Source organism: Marilutibacter maris (assembly GCF_006546735.2).
In the GTDB taxonomy this organism is placed as follows: domain Bacteria; phylum Pseudomonadota; class Gammaproteobacteria; order Xanthomonadales; family Xanthomonadaceae; genus Marilutibacter; species Marilutibacter maris.
The window spans coordinates 1-15,083 of sequence record NZ_VICD02000039.1 but is presented as its reverse complement, the minus strand read 5'-3'; the positions used below and the strand labels follow the sequence as shown (position 1 = coordinate 15,083).

The 15,083-nt window shown below is 68.2% G+C and carries 14 protein-coding genes; 3 read left to right on the top strand and 11 right to left on the bottom strand.

Going from position 1 to position 15,083, the window contains the following annotated elements; all coding sequences use genetic code 11:
* Positions 1 to 752 (bottom strand): lipid-binding SYLF domain-containing protein (locus tag FKV24_RS03215; protein ID WP_425481563.1); only part of this gene is annotated, 752 nt, incomplete at its 3' end.
* 209 nt (positions 753 to 961) lie between these two features.
* Here FKV24_RS03215 and hemH point away from each other — a divergent pair.
* Both hemH and FKV24_RS03205 read left to right on the top strand, forming a co-directional pair.
* A complete protein-coding gene (gene hemH, locus FKV24_RS03210) occupies positions 962 to 1,969 on the top strand; it encodes a ferrochelatase (protein ID WP_141481215.1) in 1,008 nt (335 codons plus the stop codon).
* 11 nt (positions 1,970 to 1,980) lie between these two features.
* Positions 1,981 to 2,847 (top strand): alpha/beta fold hydrolase, encoded by an 867-nt coding sequence (locus FKV24_RS03205; RefSeq protein ID WP_141481213.1) that lies wholly within the window; start codon positions 1,981 to 1,983, stop codon positions 2,845 to 2,847.
* A gap of 27 nt (positions 2,848 to 2,874) precedes the next feature.
* On the opposite strand, the gene FKV24_RS03200 is transcribed toward FKV24_RS03205, so the two are convergent.
* The 4 genes from FKV24_RS03200 to ttcA form a co-directional block, all read right to left on the bottom strand.
* Positions 2,875 to 3,438, bottom strand: a complete 564-nt coding sequence (locus tag FKV24_RS03200) for a hypothetical protein (protein WP_141481211.1) — start codon at positions 3,436 to 3,438, stop codon at positions 2,875 to 2,877.
* Between the two features lie 156 nt (positions 3,439 to 3,594).
* The gene (locus tag FKV24_RS03195) at positions 3,595 to 4,386 is read right to left on the bottom strand and encodes a YgjP family zinc-dependent metalloprotease (protein ID WP_141481209.1); all 792 of its coding nucleotides are present in this window, start codon (positions 4,384 to 4,386) and stop codon (positions 3,595 to 3,597) included.
* A gap of 353 nt (positions 4,387 to 4,739) precedes the next feature.
* The gene (locus FKV24_RS03190; RefSeq protein ID WP_141481207.1) at positions 4,740 to 5,642 is read right to left on the bottom strand and encodes a recombination-associated protein RdgC; all 903 of its coding nucleotides are present in this window, start codon (positions 5,640 to 5,642) and stop codon (positions 4,740 to 4,742) included.
* Between the two features lie 54 nt (positions 5,643 to 5,696).
* Positions 5,697 to 6,593: a tRNA 2-thiocytidine(32) synthetase TtcA gene (ttcA, locus tag FKV24_RS03185; protein WP_141481206.1), complete on the bottom strand. Its 897-nt coding sequence runs from the start codon at positions 6,591 to 6,593 to the stop codon at positions 5,697 to 5,699.
* Positions 6,594 to 6,694: 101 nt separating this feature from the next.
* On the opposite strand from ttcA, the gene FKV24_RS03180 reads away from it, so the two are divergent.
* On the top strand, positions 6,695 to 6,913 hold the full coding sequence (locus tag FKV24_RS03180) for a YdcH family protein (RefSeq protein ID WP_141481204.1): 219 nt from the start codon (positions 6,695 to 6,697) through the stop codon (positions 6,911 to 6,913).
* An 82-nt stretch (positions 6,914 to 6,995) separates the two neighbouring features.
* Here the strand turns inward: FKV24_RS03180 and FKV24_RS03175 are convergent, their stop codons facing one another.
* The 6 genes from FKV24_RS03175 to plsB form a co-directional block, all read right to left on the bottom strand.
* Positions 6,996 to 7,370 (bottom strand): DUF6404 family protein, encoded by a 375-nt coding sequence (locus FKV24_RS03175; RefSeq protein WP_152301369.1) that lies wholly within the window; start codon positions 7,368 to 7,370, stop codon positions 6,996 to 6,998.
* A gap of 83 nt (positions 7,371 to 7,453) precedes the next feature.
* Positions 7,454 to 9,550 carry a peptidase domain-containing ABC transporter gene (locus tag FKV24_RS03170; RefSeq protein WP_141481201.1) on the bottom strand — a complete coding sequence of 699 codons (2,097 nt, stop codon included), beginning with the start codon at positions 9,548 to 9,550 and terminating at the stop codon, positions 7,454 to 7,456.
* A gap of 902 nt (positions 9,551 to 10,452) precedes the next feature.
* Positions 10,453 to 10,605: a hypothetical protein gene (locus tag FKV24_RS19135; RefSeq protein ID WP_170288195.1), complete on the bottom strand. Its 153-nt coding sequence runs from the start codon at positions 10,603 to 10,605 to the stop codon at positions 10,453 to 10,455.
* A 45-nt stretch (positions 10,606 to 10,650) separates the two neighbouring features.
* Positions 10,651 to 10,812: a hypothetical protein gene (locus FKV24_RS19130; RefSeq protein WP_170288194.1), complete on the bottom strand. Its 162-nt coding sequence runs from the start codon at positions 10,810 to 10,812 to the stop codon at positions 10,651 to 10,653.
* An 85-nt stretch (positions 10,813 to 10,897) separates the two neighbouring features.
* Positions 10,898 to 12,154: an HlyD family secretion protein gene (locus FKV24_RS03165; protein WP_141481199.1), complete on the bottom strand. Its 1,257-nt coding sequence runs from the start codon at positions 12,152 to 12,154 to the stop codon at positions 10,898 to 10,900.
* 352 nt (positions 12,155 to 12,506) lie between these two features.
* The coding region (gene plsB / locus FKV24_RS03160; protein WP_141481198.1) for a glycerol-3-phosphate 1-O-acyltransferase PlsB at positions 12,507 to 15,083 on the bottom strand (2,577 nt) is incomplete at its 5' end.

Sequence of the window (15,083 nt, the reverse complement as noted above, 5' to 3'; positions counted from 1 at the left end):
GGCAGGGTCGAGGCGGCCGGGCGCGGGGCCGGCTCGCCGTCGTCGCGACGGGCGCGGGCGAGCGCGGTCGCTTCCTCCAGCTGGTCGCGGAAGTCCACCACCGCGTTCGACGGCTGGCCCTGGGCGCGACCCTCGAAGATCATCCGCGGGGTGGTGTCGCGGCCGTAGACCGCCTCGTTGGCGGCATCGTCGATGCTCAGCACCGCCCCGTCCAGGGCGATGCCGGCGAACAGGCCGCGCGCGCGCGACCACGACCAGATCTCGGCCTTGAGCTGGCCGTCGGTGGCGGTGGCGGCATTGCGCCCGACCGGGCCGGCGGCGACGCCGGCATCGGCGCCGAGGGTCACCTTGCCGTTGACGATCGAGTCCAGGCCGCGCGCGTTGCGGAACACCAGCACCACGTCGGCGGACTGCACCCCGGCCTGGAGGCCGACGCTGCCGCCGGTCAGCTTGACGAAGCTGGGTTGCGACCAGGTGCCGTCCGGATTCTTGACCGACATCAGGCCGTGGCCGCGGCGGCCGCCGACCACCAGACCGATCTTCAGGGTGTCGGGCACGACGACGATGCCCTTGGCCTCGTCGAGCAGCTTGTCGGGGATCGCCGATTCGGGGATCGCCTGGATGTCGCCCAGAACACGGACCGCTTCGCGGGCGCGCTCGTCCTCGGTGGAACCGGCGACCGCGGCGGTGGCGGCGCACAGCAGAGCGGCGGCGGCGATGGCGCGGACGGCGCCGGGCAGGACGCGGGACATCGGCTTCAATGACATTGCGGGCTCCGATCATGGGCGCGCGGCAGAGCCGGACGCCACCGTGGGGTTCGTGGTGATTGTGGTGCAGCGGGGGCGGGCGCGAATGAATCGGCACGAAATCCGCGCCCGCGGAAGGGCGTCGATGCTGAACCGGACCTGCGCACCTGTCATCCTATACCGATACCGGAAGCCAGCCGCCTGCCCGCGACCCGATGCCCACATCCCCCGCCACCGCCCCCTCTTCCTCCGCCGCGCCGGCCGGCGACACCGCCCTGGTCGTCGTCAATCTGGGCACGCCCGAGGCGCCGACGCCGGCCGCGGTCCGCCGCTACCTGTCCGAGTTCCTGCACGATCGCCGCGTGGTCGACCTGACCCGCTGGCTGTGGTGCCCGCTGCTGCATTTCGCGATCCTGCCGCTGCGCTCGCCGGTGGTCGCGCGCAAGTACGCCAGCATCTGGATGGACGGCGGCTCGCCGCTGGCGGTGCATACCCGCGACCTGGCCCGCGCGCTGCAGGACGAGTTGCCGCAGGTGCGCGTGGTCGACGCGATGCGCTACGGGCAGCCGGCGCTGGCCGAGGTGCTGGACATGCTGCGCCGGGAGGGCCGGCGCCGGATCGTGGTGCTGCCGCTGTATCCACAGTACTCGACCTCGACCACCGCCTCGGTCGGCGACGTGGTCGCGCGCTTCGCCGCCGCCGCGCCCGACCCGCACGCCCTGGAGCTGCGGATGGTCGAGGACTACCACCTCGATGCCGGCTGGGTCGCGGCGGTGGCCGACTCGATCCGCGAGCACCGCCGCGGTCACGGCGACGACGGTCACCTGTTGTTCTCGTTCCACGGCCTGCCGCGCCGATTCGTCGAGCGCGGCGACCCCTACCAGCGCCAGTGCGAGGCCAGCGCGGCGGCGATCGCGGCCGCGCTGGGGCTGGACGACGCGGCCTGGTCGCTGAGCTACCAGTCGCGCTTCGGTCGCGAGGAGTGGCTGTCGCCTTCGACCGAGGACACCCTGGCCGCGCTGGCCGCGCGCGGCGTCCACGACGTCGACGTGGTCGCGCCCGGCTTCGCGGTGGACTGCATCGAAACCCTGGAGGAAGTCGCGATGATGCTCGCGGAAGGTTTCGCCGAACGCGGCGGCCGGTTGCGCTACATCCCGTGCCTGAACGCACGCCCGCAGCACGCACGCGCGCTCGCCGGCCTGGTCGGACCGTTGCTGGGATGACGGCGCCGGAGATGCTGCGCGAAGTCGTGCTCGATACGCCGCTGGGCCGCATGACCGGCCTGCGCGGAGGCCGCTCCGACGGTGCGCGGGTGCTGGCCCTGCACGGCTGGCTCGACAACGCCGCCAGCTTCGCGCCGATCGCGCCGCGGCTGGACGGGATCGACCTGGTCGCGCTCGACCTGCCCGGCCACGGCCGCAGCGCCCACCTGCCCGCAGGCGCGGACTATTCGTTCGCCGGCGCGGTCAACGCGGTCCTCGACGTCGCCGACGCGCTGGGCTGGGAGCGCTTCGCCCTGCTCGGTCACTCGATGGGCGCCGGCATCGCCAGCCTGATCGCCGCCGCCTGCCCGCAACGGGTCGAGCGACTGGTCGCGATCGAAGCGCTGGGCGCGCTGGCCGACGTGCCGGAAAACACGGTGGCGCGGATGCGCCAGGCGATCGCCTCCAGTCGCGCGCTGCGCGGCAAGTCGCTGCGGGTGTTCCCCGATCTGGCGCTGGCGGTGCGCGCGCGGATGGCGGCCGGCACCCAGGTCGGCAGCCGCCTCGCCGAACCGGCCGCGCGGCTGCTGGTCGAGCGCGGCACGGTGCCGGTGGAGGGCGGCTTCATCTGGTCCAGCGACCCGCGCCTGACCCTGCCGACCTTCCAGCGCCCGATCGAGGCCCAGGTCAACGATCTGGTCGCCGGGATCGAATGCCCGACCCGGGTGATCTTCGCCGACCCCGCCCAGCCCTACCTGCCCGACCCGCTGCGGCGCGAACGCGCGGCGCTGCTGCCGCGCGGCGAACTGGTGGTGATCGAGGGCGGCCACCATCTGCACATGGAGGACCCGGCCGCGGTGGCGGTGGCGATCGGCGACTTCTTCCTGCGTCGGGACTGAGGCCCGCGGCCGGCGGCGGAACGCGCGCTACTGGCGCTCGCGCAACTGCAGGCCGATCTGCACCTGGCCGTCGGCGTCGCCGTTGATCGACACCACCGCGTTGCGTGCATCCTTCTCGAACGCCAGCATCGCGTTGTCGGCGTCGTGCTGCATCGCCATGGTCTGCTTCCAGCCGCTGGCCTGCATCGCCTCGCGCGCCTCGGCGAACAGATCCATCGCCTTGCCCTCGGCGCTCAGGCTCAGGACCCGGGTGCCGGAGACTTCCAGCACGCTGCGGACCTGGTAGTCGCCCGGCAGGTAGACATCGTCCGGGAAGTCGTCCGGCAGCCGCAGCGATTCGCCGCTGGCGACCCGCATTTCGCCGTCCCCGGTCTTGAAGGTCATCTGGTCGCCATCGCGCTCGACCTCGACCTTCTGGCCCGAGGCCGCCGATATCGCGGTCTCGGTGATCCGCTCCTCGGCCGACTTGCCGCAGGCCGCCAGCAGCGCGGCCAGCGCCAGCGCGGCCGCGGCTCGGAGCAGCCGCCTCGCTTGCGGGCATTGGCCATGGTTGTGGGCGGCATTCCAGGAGGCGGACAGGTTCCGGGTCATGAGCGTCTCGACGGCTAGGGTTGAACGGAATCGAACGGTCGACGGGACGGCCGATCGATGTACCGGCGGCCGTCGTCAATGACTTAAAACGCAATAAGCGGGCGCAAGAGGACATCGGCGGTCCCATCGCGCCGGAACCGGCCCGATCGGGCCCCCTCAGGCCGCCAGCAGCGCCCGCATCATCGCCTTCAGGCGGCGGCCCTCGGCATGGAAGTAGTCGCGCTCGGCCCGCCACTGCGGGAACCGCGCCTCGACCTCGCGCCAGAACGCGCGCGAATGATCGGCCCGGACCAGATGGCACAGCTCGTGCACCAGCACGTACTCGAATGCCGACGGCCGCGCCAGCACCAGCCCCAGGTCCAGCGCCATCGTGCCGTCCGGGGCCAGCGACCCCCATTGCGACGACATCACCTTGAGCCGCACCCGCCGCGGTGCGCGCGGCAGGGTCGGCAGGTAGTGCGGCAGCCAGCGGCCGACATCGGCACGCGCCTGGGCCTCGTAGAAATCGCGCAGTGCGCGCCGCAGCGCCGCATCGCCGGCACGGGCACCGGTGGTGAACGTCAGCGCGCCGGTGTCGTCCTGGTGCAGGCGGGTGAAGCGGCCTTCCCGCCAGTCTAGGGCCGCCATTCCGCCGCGAAGCGGCAGCGCGCGGGTCTCTCCGCGCACCAGGGTCGGCAGCGCATCGACGGTGTAGCGGGTGATCTGCGCGGCCAGCCAGTCGCCGTGCTCGTGCAGGAAGCGCTCGGCCGCGACCAGCGATGAGCGCGGCGGCAGGGTCAGCCGCGCGCCGCGTTCGTCGACCGACAACCGCAGCCGTCGCGCACGCGGATCGCGCACGCGCATCAGCTCGATCAGACGCCCGTCGGGCAGCGAGAATTCGACGGCTTCGCGCTCCACCCGGCCAGAGGCGGCGGGCCTGGACGCAAGCAGGCGGAAAGGAGGAGTCATCGACGGATGGGCAATTGCACTGCTGCACTACGGCCGGGGGAATGCATGCGACTTGGCACGCCATCGCCCATCCGTGGACGCAGGCATGATACCCCCAGCCAGGGGCATCGGTGTTTCAACGCAGACACTTCGATGCGACATCGCGATGCGGGTGTCGGCGTCGTCGGCGAATGAGCGGTCCGATGCGGGCGATGTCGACCGCGACGACGCTCACCGGACGGTGCCCTGCGCGCCGCGGAACACGAGCCAGCGGTTCCGGAGCGCGCCAATGCACGTCCACGCGCCCGTTCGCGGCCATGGCGCAAACCTCCCCTGAGCAACCGGGGAGGTTCACCGGGCCGGGTTGGCGAAGCTCAGTCGGCCTTGCTCAGTTTCAGCGCCGACTCCAGCACCGCGAACAGGCGCTTGGTCTCACCCGCCATCAGCGCGAAGCGGGCATCGAGCTCGGCGCGCATGTCCTCGGTCTCGGTGTTCTCCAGCTCGTCGACCGCGCCGTCGAGCAGCTTGAACTTGCGCACCACCAGGTCCTCGCCGAGCACGAAACTGACGTGATCGTCGAGATTGAGCGCGAGCCGGGTGACCTGCTTGCCGGACTCCAGGTGCTTGTTGATCTCGTCCGACTGCAGCTCCATGCGTTGCACCTTGACCACCGCGCCGTCGTCGACCGGGTCGCGCAGCTCGCACTCGTCGCCGAGCGAGAGGCCTTCCGGCAGCGGCTCGCCGGCGACCCAACCGGTCAGCACCGCGCGCGGCGCGACCTCGGCGTTCAACGGCAGCGCCGGGAAGCTGCCCAGCGCGCGACGGATCTCGCTGACCACGGTTTCGGCGCTCTTGCGGCTGGAGGTGTCGACCACGACGATGCCGTGACCGCAATCGATCAGCGCATCGGTGCGACTGGGCTTGATGAACGCGCGCGGCAGCAGGTCGGTGATCAGCTCGTCCTTGATCCGCTTGCGGGTACGGCCACCGGGCTTGCGCCCTTCCTTGTGCTCGATCTCGGCCAGCTTCTTGGCCAGCATGTCGTTGACCACGCTGCCCGGCAGCAGGCGGTCCTCGCCGCCGACGGTCAGCCACATCGCATCGCCGACCGAATGCGACATCTCCTCGGCTTCACGACCGAACGGCGAGATGAAGCCACGGCTGGACAGCTCGAGCGGACCGACCGGCTTGAGCTGGCACTCGTCCAGGCCGCTGTCGAGATCGTCGAATTTCTGGGTGGTCGGAAAGCGGAACAGCGTCAGGTTGCGAAAGAACATTCAGGGTCCAGATCGGGGTTCGTAAATGAGGGCGCGCGCGTGGCGGGGCCGCGGTCAGTCGTCGCGCTCGTGCGGTTCGCCGGCCAGCCAGCCGTGCGCATCGGCGGTCGCGTCGCCGCGACGGCCGAGGGCGAGGAAGTCGAACAGTTTGCCGTCGCTCAGCTGCGACGGCCGGATGTCGCCCAGCGCGCGCGAGATGGTCTCGATGCGGCCGGGAGATTCGCGTTCCCACGCATCCATCATCCGCTTGACCTGCTTGCGCTGCAGGTTCTCCTGCGAGCCGCACAGGTTGCACGGGATGATCGGAAACCGCTTCAGCTCCGCGTAGCGGGCGATGTCGTCCTCGCGCACGTAGGACAGCGGGCGGATCACCACGTGCTTGCCGTTGTCCGACAGCAGTTTCGGCGGCATGCCCGAGAGCTTGGCGTGGAAGAACAGGTTGAGGAAGAAGGTCGCCACCAGATCGTCGCGATGGTGCCCCAGCGCGATCTTGTTGTAGCCGTTCTCCTCGGCCCAGGTGTACAGCGCGCCGCGGCGCAGGCGCGAGCACAGCGAACACATGGTCTTGCCCTCGGGCACGACCCGGGCGACGACCGAGTAGGTGTCCTGCTCGATGATGTGGTGGTCGACCCCGTTCGAGCGCAGGTAGTCCGGCAGCACGTGCTCGGGGAAGCCGGGCTGCTTCTGGTCGAGATTGACCGCGGTGATCGAGAACGAGACCGGCGCCTTCTTCTGCAGCTGCAACAGCACGTCCAGCATCGTGTAGCTGTCCTTGCCGCCGGACAGGCACACCATGACCTTGTCGCCGTCCTCGATCATGCCGAAGTCGGCGATCGCGCGGCCGACCTGGTGGCGCAGGCGCTTGGCCAGCTTGTTGGCCTCGTGGGCGGCACGGCGCGGGTCCGCGGCGCGGCGCGGCAGGGGTTCGGCGAGGGGCAGGATCGTACTCATGGACCGCCCATTCTACTGGAGCGCGGAGCCGCCACGGCGGCGGGTCCGGCACCCCCGACCGGCGTCATGACGCCGGGACGGCGGCGCGCTAAGCTCGGCGGATGCTCGAGACCGAAGAACCCGCCGTCATCTCCCGCCGCCTGACCGAGCTGCGGATGGAGCATCGCGACCTCGATGCGGCGATCGAGCGCCTGGCCGCGCTGCATGCCGGCGATCCCCAGGACGACCTCGCGCTGAAACGGATGAAGAAGCGCAAGCTGTGGCTGAAGGACTGCATCGCCCGGCTGGAGAGCGCGCTGATCCCGGACGAGCCGGCGTAACCGCATCATCGGCGGGCCCCGGCTCCGGGGCGGACCACTTTTCGAGCGCTCCGAGGCGGGATCCGCTTCGCCCGGGTCCTCGTCAATCGTGGTCCGGCGGTGCCTGGTATTCCTGCCAGGAAGGAAGCCGATGCCTGCGCGCCACGCGGCGGAAGTGGAGCGCCATCAGCCCGCCGAAGACGGCCCCCACCACCAGCGACGCGGCGATCGCCCGCGCCGGCGATGCGTCCTGCGGCCAGACCCGGAAGCCAAACCACATCACCAGCCCCCAGAACGCCGCGAAGAAGCCACCGAGGCACAGCGCCAACGGCAGGGCCGGCATGAACAGCGGCGGAGTGGCCCGGACCCCCAGCCGCCACAGCAGACGCCATGCCGGAGGGGCTGCCGTACCTGCCGGCACGCCGAGTGCCTCCATATGGCGGCGCATCCGGTCGAGCTTCGTGTGGTGGTCGGGCATCATCCGGGCTCCAGGCGGCATCGGGGGGCGGGGCATGGCCGGCCTTGCCGGGCGGCCTGAACCGCAGTGGCGCGCCGCCACGATCAGGCCTCCACGGTTTCGGATGCGGCGGCGGCCGGCCGCCGCTCCTGCGCGATCCGCCCCTGCGCCATCGCCAGCACACGGTCGACACTTTCGATGGTCTCGGGGCGGTGGGCGACGATCACCTTGGTCAGGTCCAGCTGCCTCACCGCCTCGTTGACCCGACGCTCGCCGGTCACGTCCAGGTGGCTGGTCGCCTCGTCCAGGAACAGCAGCCTGGGATCGCGATAAAGGGCTCGGGCCAGGATCACCCGCTGCTTCTGCCCTCCCGACAATGAGCTGCCCATGTCGCCGATCAGGCCGTGATAGCCCATCGGCATCGCCGCGATCTCCTCGTGCACCGCCGCCAGCCGCGCCGCGGCCTCGATCCGGGCAAGGTCGAAGTCGGGATCGAAGAAGCCGATGTTGTCGGCGATGCTGCCGGCGAACAGGCGATCGTCCTGCATGACCGCGCCCACCATCGTGCGGATGTTGCGCGGACCGGCCTGGTGGATGTCCAGCCCCCCGATGCGGATCGTGCCCCGGGTCGGCTTGAGCAGGCCCAGCATCAGTTTGACCAGGGTGGTCTTGCCGCAGCCAGACGCCCCGGTGATGGCCACCGACTCGCCCGGTTCGACGGTGAAGCTGCAATCCCTGAGCACCCACGGTTCGCCGTCGGCGTAACGGAACGACAGGTTCTCGACCTCGATCCGCAGCCAGTCGGGCGACGGCACCTCCGGCAGCGGCTCGGCCTCCTCCGGTGGGCTGAGCACGATGTCGGCCAGGCGCTCGCCGTGCAGGCGCAGCATGCGGAACTCGACCCACTTGTCGATCAAGCCCCCCATGCGCTGGGCGAACTGGTCCTTGTAGGCCAGGTAGGCAATCAGCATGCCGACCGAGAACACGTTCTGCAGCGCCAGCAGCGCACCGATCCAGATCACCACGATCCGCTCGATGCCGAACACCAGCTGGCTGGCGCTGGAGAAGCCCAGCCCCATCCGAGCCAGCCTCACGTCCTGGTTGACGGTGTCGATCATCAGGTTCTCGTAGGTCGAGCGCCGCAACGACTCCTTCCCGGCCACCTTCAGGCTCTGCATGCCACGCAGGGACTCGAGCAGGTGGGTCTGCTGCTTCGCCGCCGCGACAAGCTGCTGCTCGGAACATTCGCGGACAGGACGGTAGGCGACGGCACGGATGCCCAGGTACAGGCCGACCGCCATCAGCGTGACCAGGGCCAACGTCCAGCTGTAGAGCAGCATCATGCCCAAGGTCACCACCGCCATCAGCCCGTCGATGATCGCCTCGACGAAGCTGGTGGTCAGGGTGCGCTGGATCGTCTGCACCGATGTCATCCGTGAAGTGATGTCGCCCAGATGGCGCTTCTCGAAATACTCCAGCGGCAACCGCATCAGATGTGCGAACACGTTGCCCATCCATTGCAAGCCGAGCCGGGACGACAGATAGATCACCGACCAACCGCGCAACAGGCCAATGCCGATCTGCAACAGCATCGCCAACCCGAACCCCAGGCCGAGCACGACCAGCAGATCGCGATCGGCCGATACCAGCACCTGGTCGACCACCCACTGCATGAAGAACGGCGCCAGCACCACGAACACCTGCAGGGCGATCGACAGCAACAGGATCTGCGCCAGTGCCCGCCACAGGCCGCGCACCGGACCGGTCAGCTGCCGCACGGTGACCGCCGGCGCCGCCTTCCGCGGCTCGAATCCGGCCGTCGGCGCCAGTTCCAGCGCCACGCCGGTGAAGTGATCGGAAACCTCGGCGAGCGACAACTTGCGCTCGCCGACGGCGGGATCGAGGATCGTGACCTTCGACTTGCCAACCTTCGCCAGCACCACGAAGTGGTTCATATCCCAATGCAGGATGCAGGGCAGCTTCAGCTTGGCCAGGTCGTCCAGATCCAGCCGCAGCGGACGGGCGGAAAAACCCAGCTGCTGGGCGATATGGATCAACTGGCTGAGCCTGACTCCCTTGAGCGACAGCGGGAAGCGGCGGCGCATGTCCGGCAGGCCGATGGACATCCCATGCGCGCCGGCCACCATCGCCAGCGAGGCCAGGCCGCATTCGGCGGCTTCGGATTGGATGATGGCTTTCATGCTGCACTGCTAAAGCGAAGTTTGTCTCGCTCATCTACCCGCCTCACCAGCTAGTTCCCCTGTGATGATCCAGCAGAAGCACGACCATCCTGAAATCCTGTGATGAAGCTTTTGATTGAGTCAGCACCAAGCCAGGCCAGTACTGCAACGAACAAAATACCTGCGACGATCTGCTTTTTGGATCTAGCCATACTTCCTCCAAGAGCTCATGCCCGCGACCCGAGACAAAGCCACCATAACGGCCAGCGCCAAGAGACACGTTACTTTCTCTCTGACCTTCATTGGTTTTCCCGCTGCATGCAAACAAGCAACTGGAAATCGAACGGCAAGATCATGCAACCAGACGGCATACGACCTGTCTTGCCTTTCCATGCTCGGATCTAAGTACCGCGTCGGTCTCCCAGACAATAGAAGCAATGTTGAACAACTCCGCGCGAACGGACCACAACGCAGCCAGGATCACAGCAGCCAGCATCAAGTACAGCCACTTTGTTCCGACAGACATCTGAGTTCTTTCTATCACAGCTCTTCCAATCCACCGTTCTGATTGAATGAAGTTGCTCATGCCCTACGTCGCCAGCACGGCCAGGCCGGATTCGGCAGCTTCGGATTGGATGACCTTCTTCAGCTGCCAGTGCGTATTCGACCCCGCAGCGAGCTTAACCATTGAACCCTATGCGATATCAGCCCGATGACGATTGATTCATCTTCTGACGAAGATTGTCCCTATCCGCCATTCCTTCCCCGATGTAGAAGCCCAAGAACAAGACCGCTATCGCGGCCACCACCACAACGCATGCAAGTTTCTCTCTACTTTTCACAATTCCACTCCTTCTACATAGCCGGAGATTCTAGATCTGGGCAGGCATACACCTGCCCAGAAATGAAAGCTCAAAACGGACTCATGCCGTCGTTTGCCTGTTGTCGCGCTCGGCCATCTTTTCCCCGAGATACGCACCTGCGGCGACCGTCGCAACAACGACGGCAACGATAGGGGCAAATGGCACAACCCCGCCATTCACAAAACCTACTTCATCTGCATCAATATCTCTCATCACCATTCACTCCACTGTTTGTTTTTAGTTCATTTCCCATGCCGCTCAACAATCTCTGCTCGCATAGTAGGCTGCCAATGCAGCGGCCCCCATTATCGGGCTTACCGCGGCCACGACCGCCATTTCGACTTTTGTGGCAGTGGACATCTCGCACTTCTCAAGACCTCCGCCCACGGCGCTGATATCAGCATCACGCAGCTCATACATGAACCTTCCTCCTTTCGAAATGCGCAGCTTCCTGCGCTGAGATGCCGGACACTCCGGCAATTTCCTGTCTCGACCGATGCTGCAGTCATCGGTCGAACACAGTTCCTTGAATCGAGTAGATCGGTTCCAGCACCCATTCGATCAGGGTGCGGCGCTCGCCCAGCACGTCGGCATCCAGCAACATGCCGGGCTTGAGCGGTTCGGGCTTTCCGTAGGCGATCACGGTCTGCCGCTCGAGGGCGACACTGACGCGATAGAGCGGCTGCGAGGCCACATCGGTTCCGGGCTGCACGCCAGCGTCGACGGTACTGCGGCTGATCCGCTCGACGCGGCCGGAGTGATGACCGAACTTCTGGTAGGGATAGGCCTGATAGCGGAGCAGGACGGTATCGCCCGGTTCGACGAATCCGATCGCGCGGCTGGGCACCAGCAACTCGGCCTCCAGAACGCCGTCGCCGGGCAGCACGCTCATCAGCGCCTGTCCCGCCTGCACGGCCTGACCGGGCTTGAACTGCGGGGTGGCGACGATGCCTGCGACCGGCGCGGTGATCGCCAGTTCGCCACGGGCCAGGATTTCGACCTGTTCCTGCTCCAGCAGCGCGATGTCGCGCACGAAGCCGGCCTCGTTGGTCCGACGCTGACCCGGCAGTTCGCCGATCGCCTGTTCGAGCTGGGCGATCAGGCGGGTGGTGGTGGTGGCCTGGCGCTGCAGGGCCTGCATCTCGCCCACCTGCGCGAGCGCCGCGGACTCCTGCTGCTTGATCTGCAACAGGCTGACATAGCGTTCGTCTTCCAGTTCCCGCAGGCGGTCCAGGGTTTCCCGGGCGATACGGATCTGCTCGCGGCGGGTGGATATCCCGGCCTCGACCTGGGCCAGTTCACGTCGGGCCGTCGCCAGCTGGCTCGACAGCCCGGCGGACTGCGCATCGAATTTCTGCTGTTGCGCTTCGCGCGTGGCTTGCAGCCCTTCGGCACGACGTTCGAGCCGGGCGCCCAGCGCGGCGAGGGTATCGCCTCCGGCAACCGTGGCGCGCGGCACGGCGACCACCGCCAGGGTCTGGCCGGCCTCGACCCGGCCGCCTTCGGGAACCTCCATCCGGGTCACCACACCGGTCGCCGGCGCCAGTACCGTCGCCATGCCCTGGACGGGCACGAGCCGGCCAACCACATGCGAACGCCGTGCATGGGTCGCCAGCACGAAAAACAGGATGACCGTCGTTGTCGCGATGACAGCCAGTGCCGTCAACAGCCAGATCCCGATCGGCTGGGCCAGGGAAATCGCCCCCAGCCAACCGCGGCGTTTCGCACTCAACACTTCCTCGCGGAAGAGGTCGCTCGTCATCGGGTTTCGCACCGAACATCCTGTCCTACCCGCACATAACGAACTTGATTGCGGTCGCCCCTACCTGGCACCAACTGTCAACACACGCCCTTGCTTGAAGATGCGTCCGCAAGGCCCTGGAGAGGTCGGCGAATCTTCAGGCATCAAGCGCTACGTTTTCTGTCGGCACAGAGCCGGCACACGCCACGGCCGAGCGCAGGCGCCGGCGCGCTCGAAAACAGGCAGACAGGCCGGCTCCGACAGTTGTTGGACCGGGCCTGTCTCTACCCTGCCCACTCCGCTCCAGACGTGCGCCTTGCATCCAACAGGTCCGTAGCGGACCCGCAGTCGGCACCCGGAACCTGCGGATCGATCAGGACTTCTCTTCTTTGGCCACCCCGGGCGCGGCGGTGCTGTCGCTGCGCGCCATCTCCGGGCTGACCTTCTCGATGGTGTGGCGCAGTTCGCGGCCGAGGATGAACTTGGCGTCGCGCGCCCAGCCGTCGAGGCGCTCGTCAAAGGCCAGCTTGCTCTGCTCGTCGCTCCAGACCAGGCCCAGCTCGCGCAGCTTGTGGATGAAGCCGCGGAACAGGGTCTTGTCGAAGAACTCCGGCGCCGCCGGTGCGTACAGCAGGCTCAGCCGTTGCGCGGCGAGCTGGCACAGGCTCTCCAGCTGGCCGGCGCTGAGGGTGCCGGCGCCGTTCTTGGCCAGCACCGAGATGGTGATGTAGTAGCGCTCGAACGCCTGCTGCAGCGAGTGGCCGATCGCGCGCAGGCGGAACACCTCGTCGGTCTGCCCGGCGTTGCGGGCGAGGATGCCGCCGTCGTCCTCGCTGACCTGCTGCAGCAGGCCCTCGCGGATGAACACCTCGATGGTGGCCTCGATGCGGGCGGCGAACTCGTCCTCGCTCCACGGCAGGAACAGCTCGGCCTGCAGGAACGGATAGACGCTGCGCCCCAGCCGCAGCAGTCCGGCACGGCTCATCCGGCGGTTGTTCTGGAAGCAGCAGGCGACCCACGAGGCGGCGGTGAACAGGTGCAGGACATTGTTGCGGAAGTAGCTCAGCAGCACCGCGTTGTCGCCGCCGACACCGAGGATGTCGCCCAGCGGATGGGCGGTGCGGGTCAGCACGCCGATCTCCTCGCCGTGGGCGATGATCTGCTCGGGCGTGTGCGGGGTGACGGTGACCCGGTCGCCGTAGGGCACCTCGGCCAGCAGGGTCCGCGACAGCGCGATCTGGGCGAGCAGGTCGCGCTCGCCCATCGCGTGCTTGGGCGTGGACAGCAGCGCCATCGCCAGCAGGTTGATCGGATTGACGTCGGCGGCGCGGTTGACGTTGACCTGGATCCGCTGCGCGAGCGCGTCGACGGTCTCGGCCAGCCAGCCCGGCTTGGCGTCCTCGGGCAGCGGGCGCCGGTCCCAGTCGGTGGCGTGCTCGCCGAGCATGTCGTCGAGCCGGATCGGTTCGCCGAAGTTCACCACCACCTGGCCGTAGTTGCTGCGCAGCACCTTGGGGATGCCGACCAGCAGCTGCCAGATCGACTCCTTCTCCTTGGGCTTGCCGGACAGCTCGTCCAGGTAGCTGCCGCCCTCCATCAGCTTCTCGTAGCCGATGTAGACCGGCTGGAACAGCACCGGACGGGTCGGCTGACGCAGGTAGGCGCGCACGGTCATCGCCAGGGTGCCGCCCTTCGGCGGCAGCAGCCGGCCGGTGCGCGAGCGCCCGCCCTCGATGAAGTACTCGATCGAGTAGCCGCCGGAGACCAGCTGCGCCATGTACTCGGTGAACACCGCCGAATACAGCGCGCTGCCGCGGATGCTGCGGCGGATGAAGAACGCGCCGCCCTTGCGCAGGATGGTGCCGACCACCGGCAGGTTGAGATTGACCCCGGCGACGATGTGCGGCGGCACGATGCCGTGGGTGTACAGCAGGTAGCTCAGCAGCAGGTAGTCCATGTGGCTGCGATGGCAGGGCACGTAGACCACTTCGTGGCCGGGCGCGTCCTGCTTGAGCTTGTCCAGGTGGTGCACCAGCACGCCGCGGTAGATGCGGTTCCAGATCGGCGCGAGGATGAAGCTGGCCGAGCGCACCACCGGATGGGAGTAGTCGGCGGCGATCTCGTAGGCGTAGGCATGCGCCTTCTTCCAGGCCTCCGGCAGCGACGACTTGTCGCGCCGCGCCTGATCGGCGATGGCCTCCTTCACCGTCGGCGACGACAGCACCCGGTCGACCAGCAGGCGCCGGGTCGACAGGTCGGGGCCGATGATCGCCGCGCGGATGCGGCGGAAGTGCGCGCGCAGCACCCGCGAGACCTTGCGCACGGTGCGCTCCGGCGGCAGCCCCTCGTCGGTGACCCCGCGCAGCGACACCGGCGGCGCGAACCGGACCAGGGTGTCGCGGCCGTTGAGCAGGATCGCCAGCAGGCGGCGGAAGCGGCCGACCAGGGCCCAGTTCTCTGAGAACAGCACCGAGAACCAGCCGCTGTTCTTGTCCGGGGCGCGGCCGACGAAGATCGACACCGGCACCAGTTGCACGTCCAGATCCGGCTGGTCGCGGTGCGCGGCGAGCAGGCGCGCCAGCGACTCCGAATGGCTCTTGCCCGACGGCGGCGCGGTACCCAGCGGCGAACGGGTGGCGTTGCGCCGCGACAAGGCGACATAGGCGCGCTTGCGGCCCAGTGGATCGCCCGGCAACGGCTGCAGCGGCGACGGCAGCCCGGCCTGCTCGCAGGCGCGGTCCAGGACCAGGGCATTGGACAGGCCGTAGTCCTCCAGCACGTAGCAGATCGGGCGCCCGCGGCCGTCGTCGTGGGCCGCCGGCTCGGCCGGCTCGATCGTCAGCGAGACCCACGGCTCCATCATCCAGCCCAGCAGCCGCGCCCACAGCGGACGGCGGCTGCGCGGCGTACGCGCGGACGCGGACGCCGGCTCGGGCTCCGGCATCGGCAG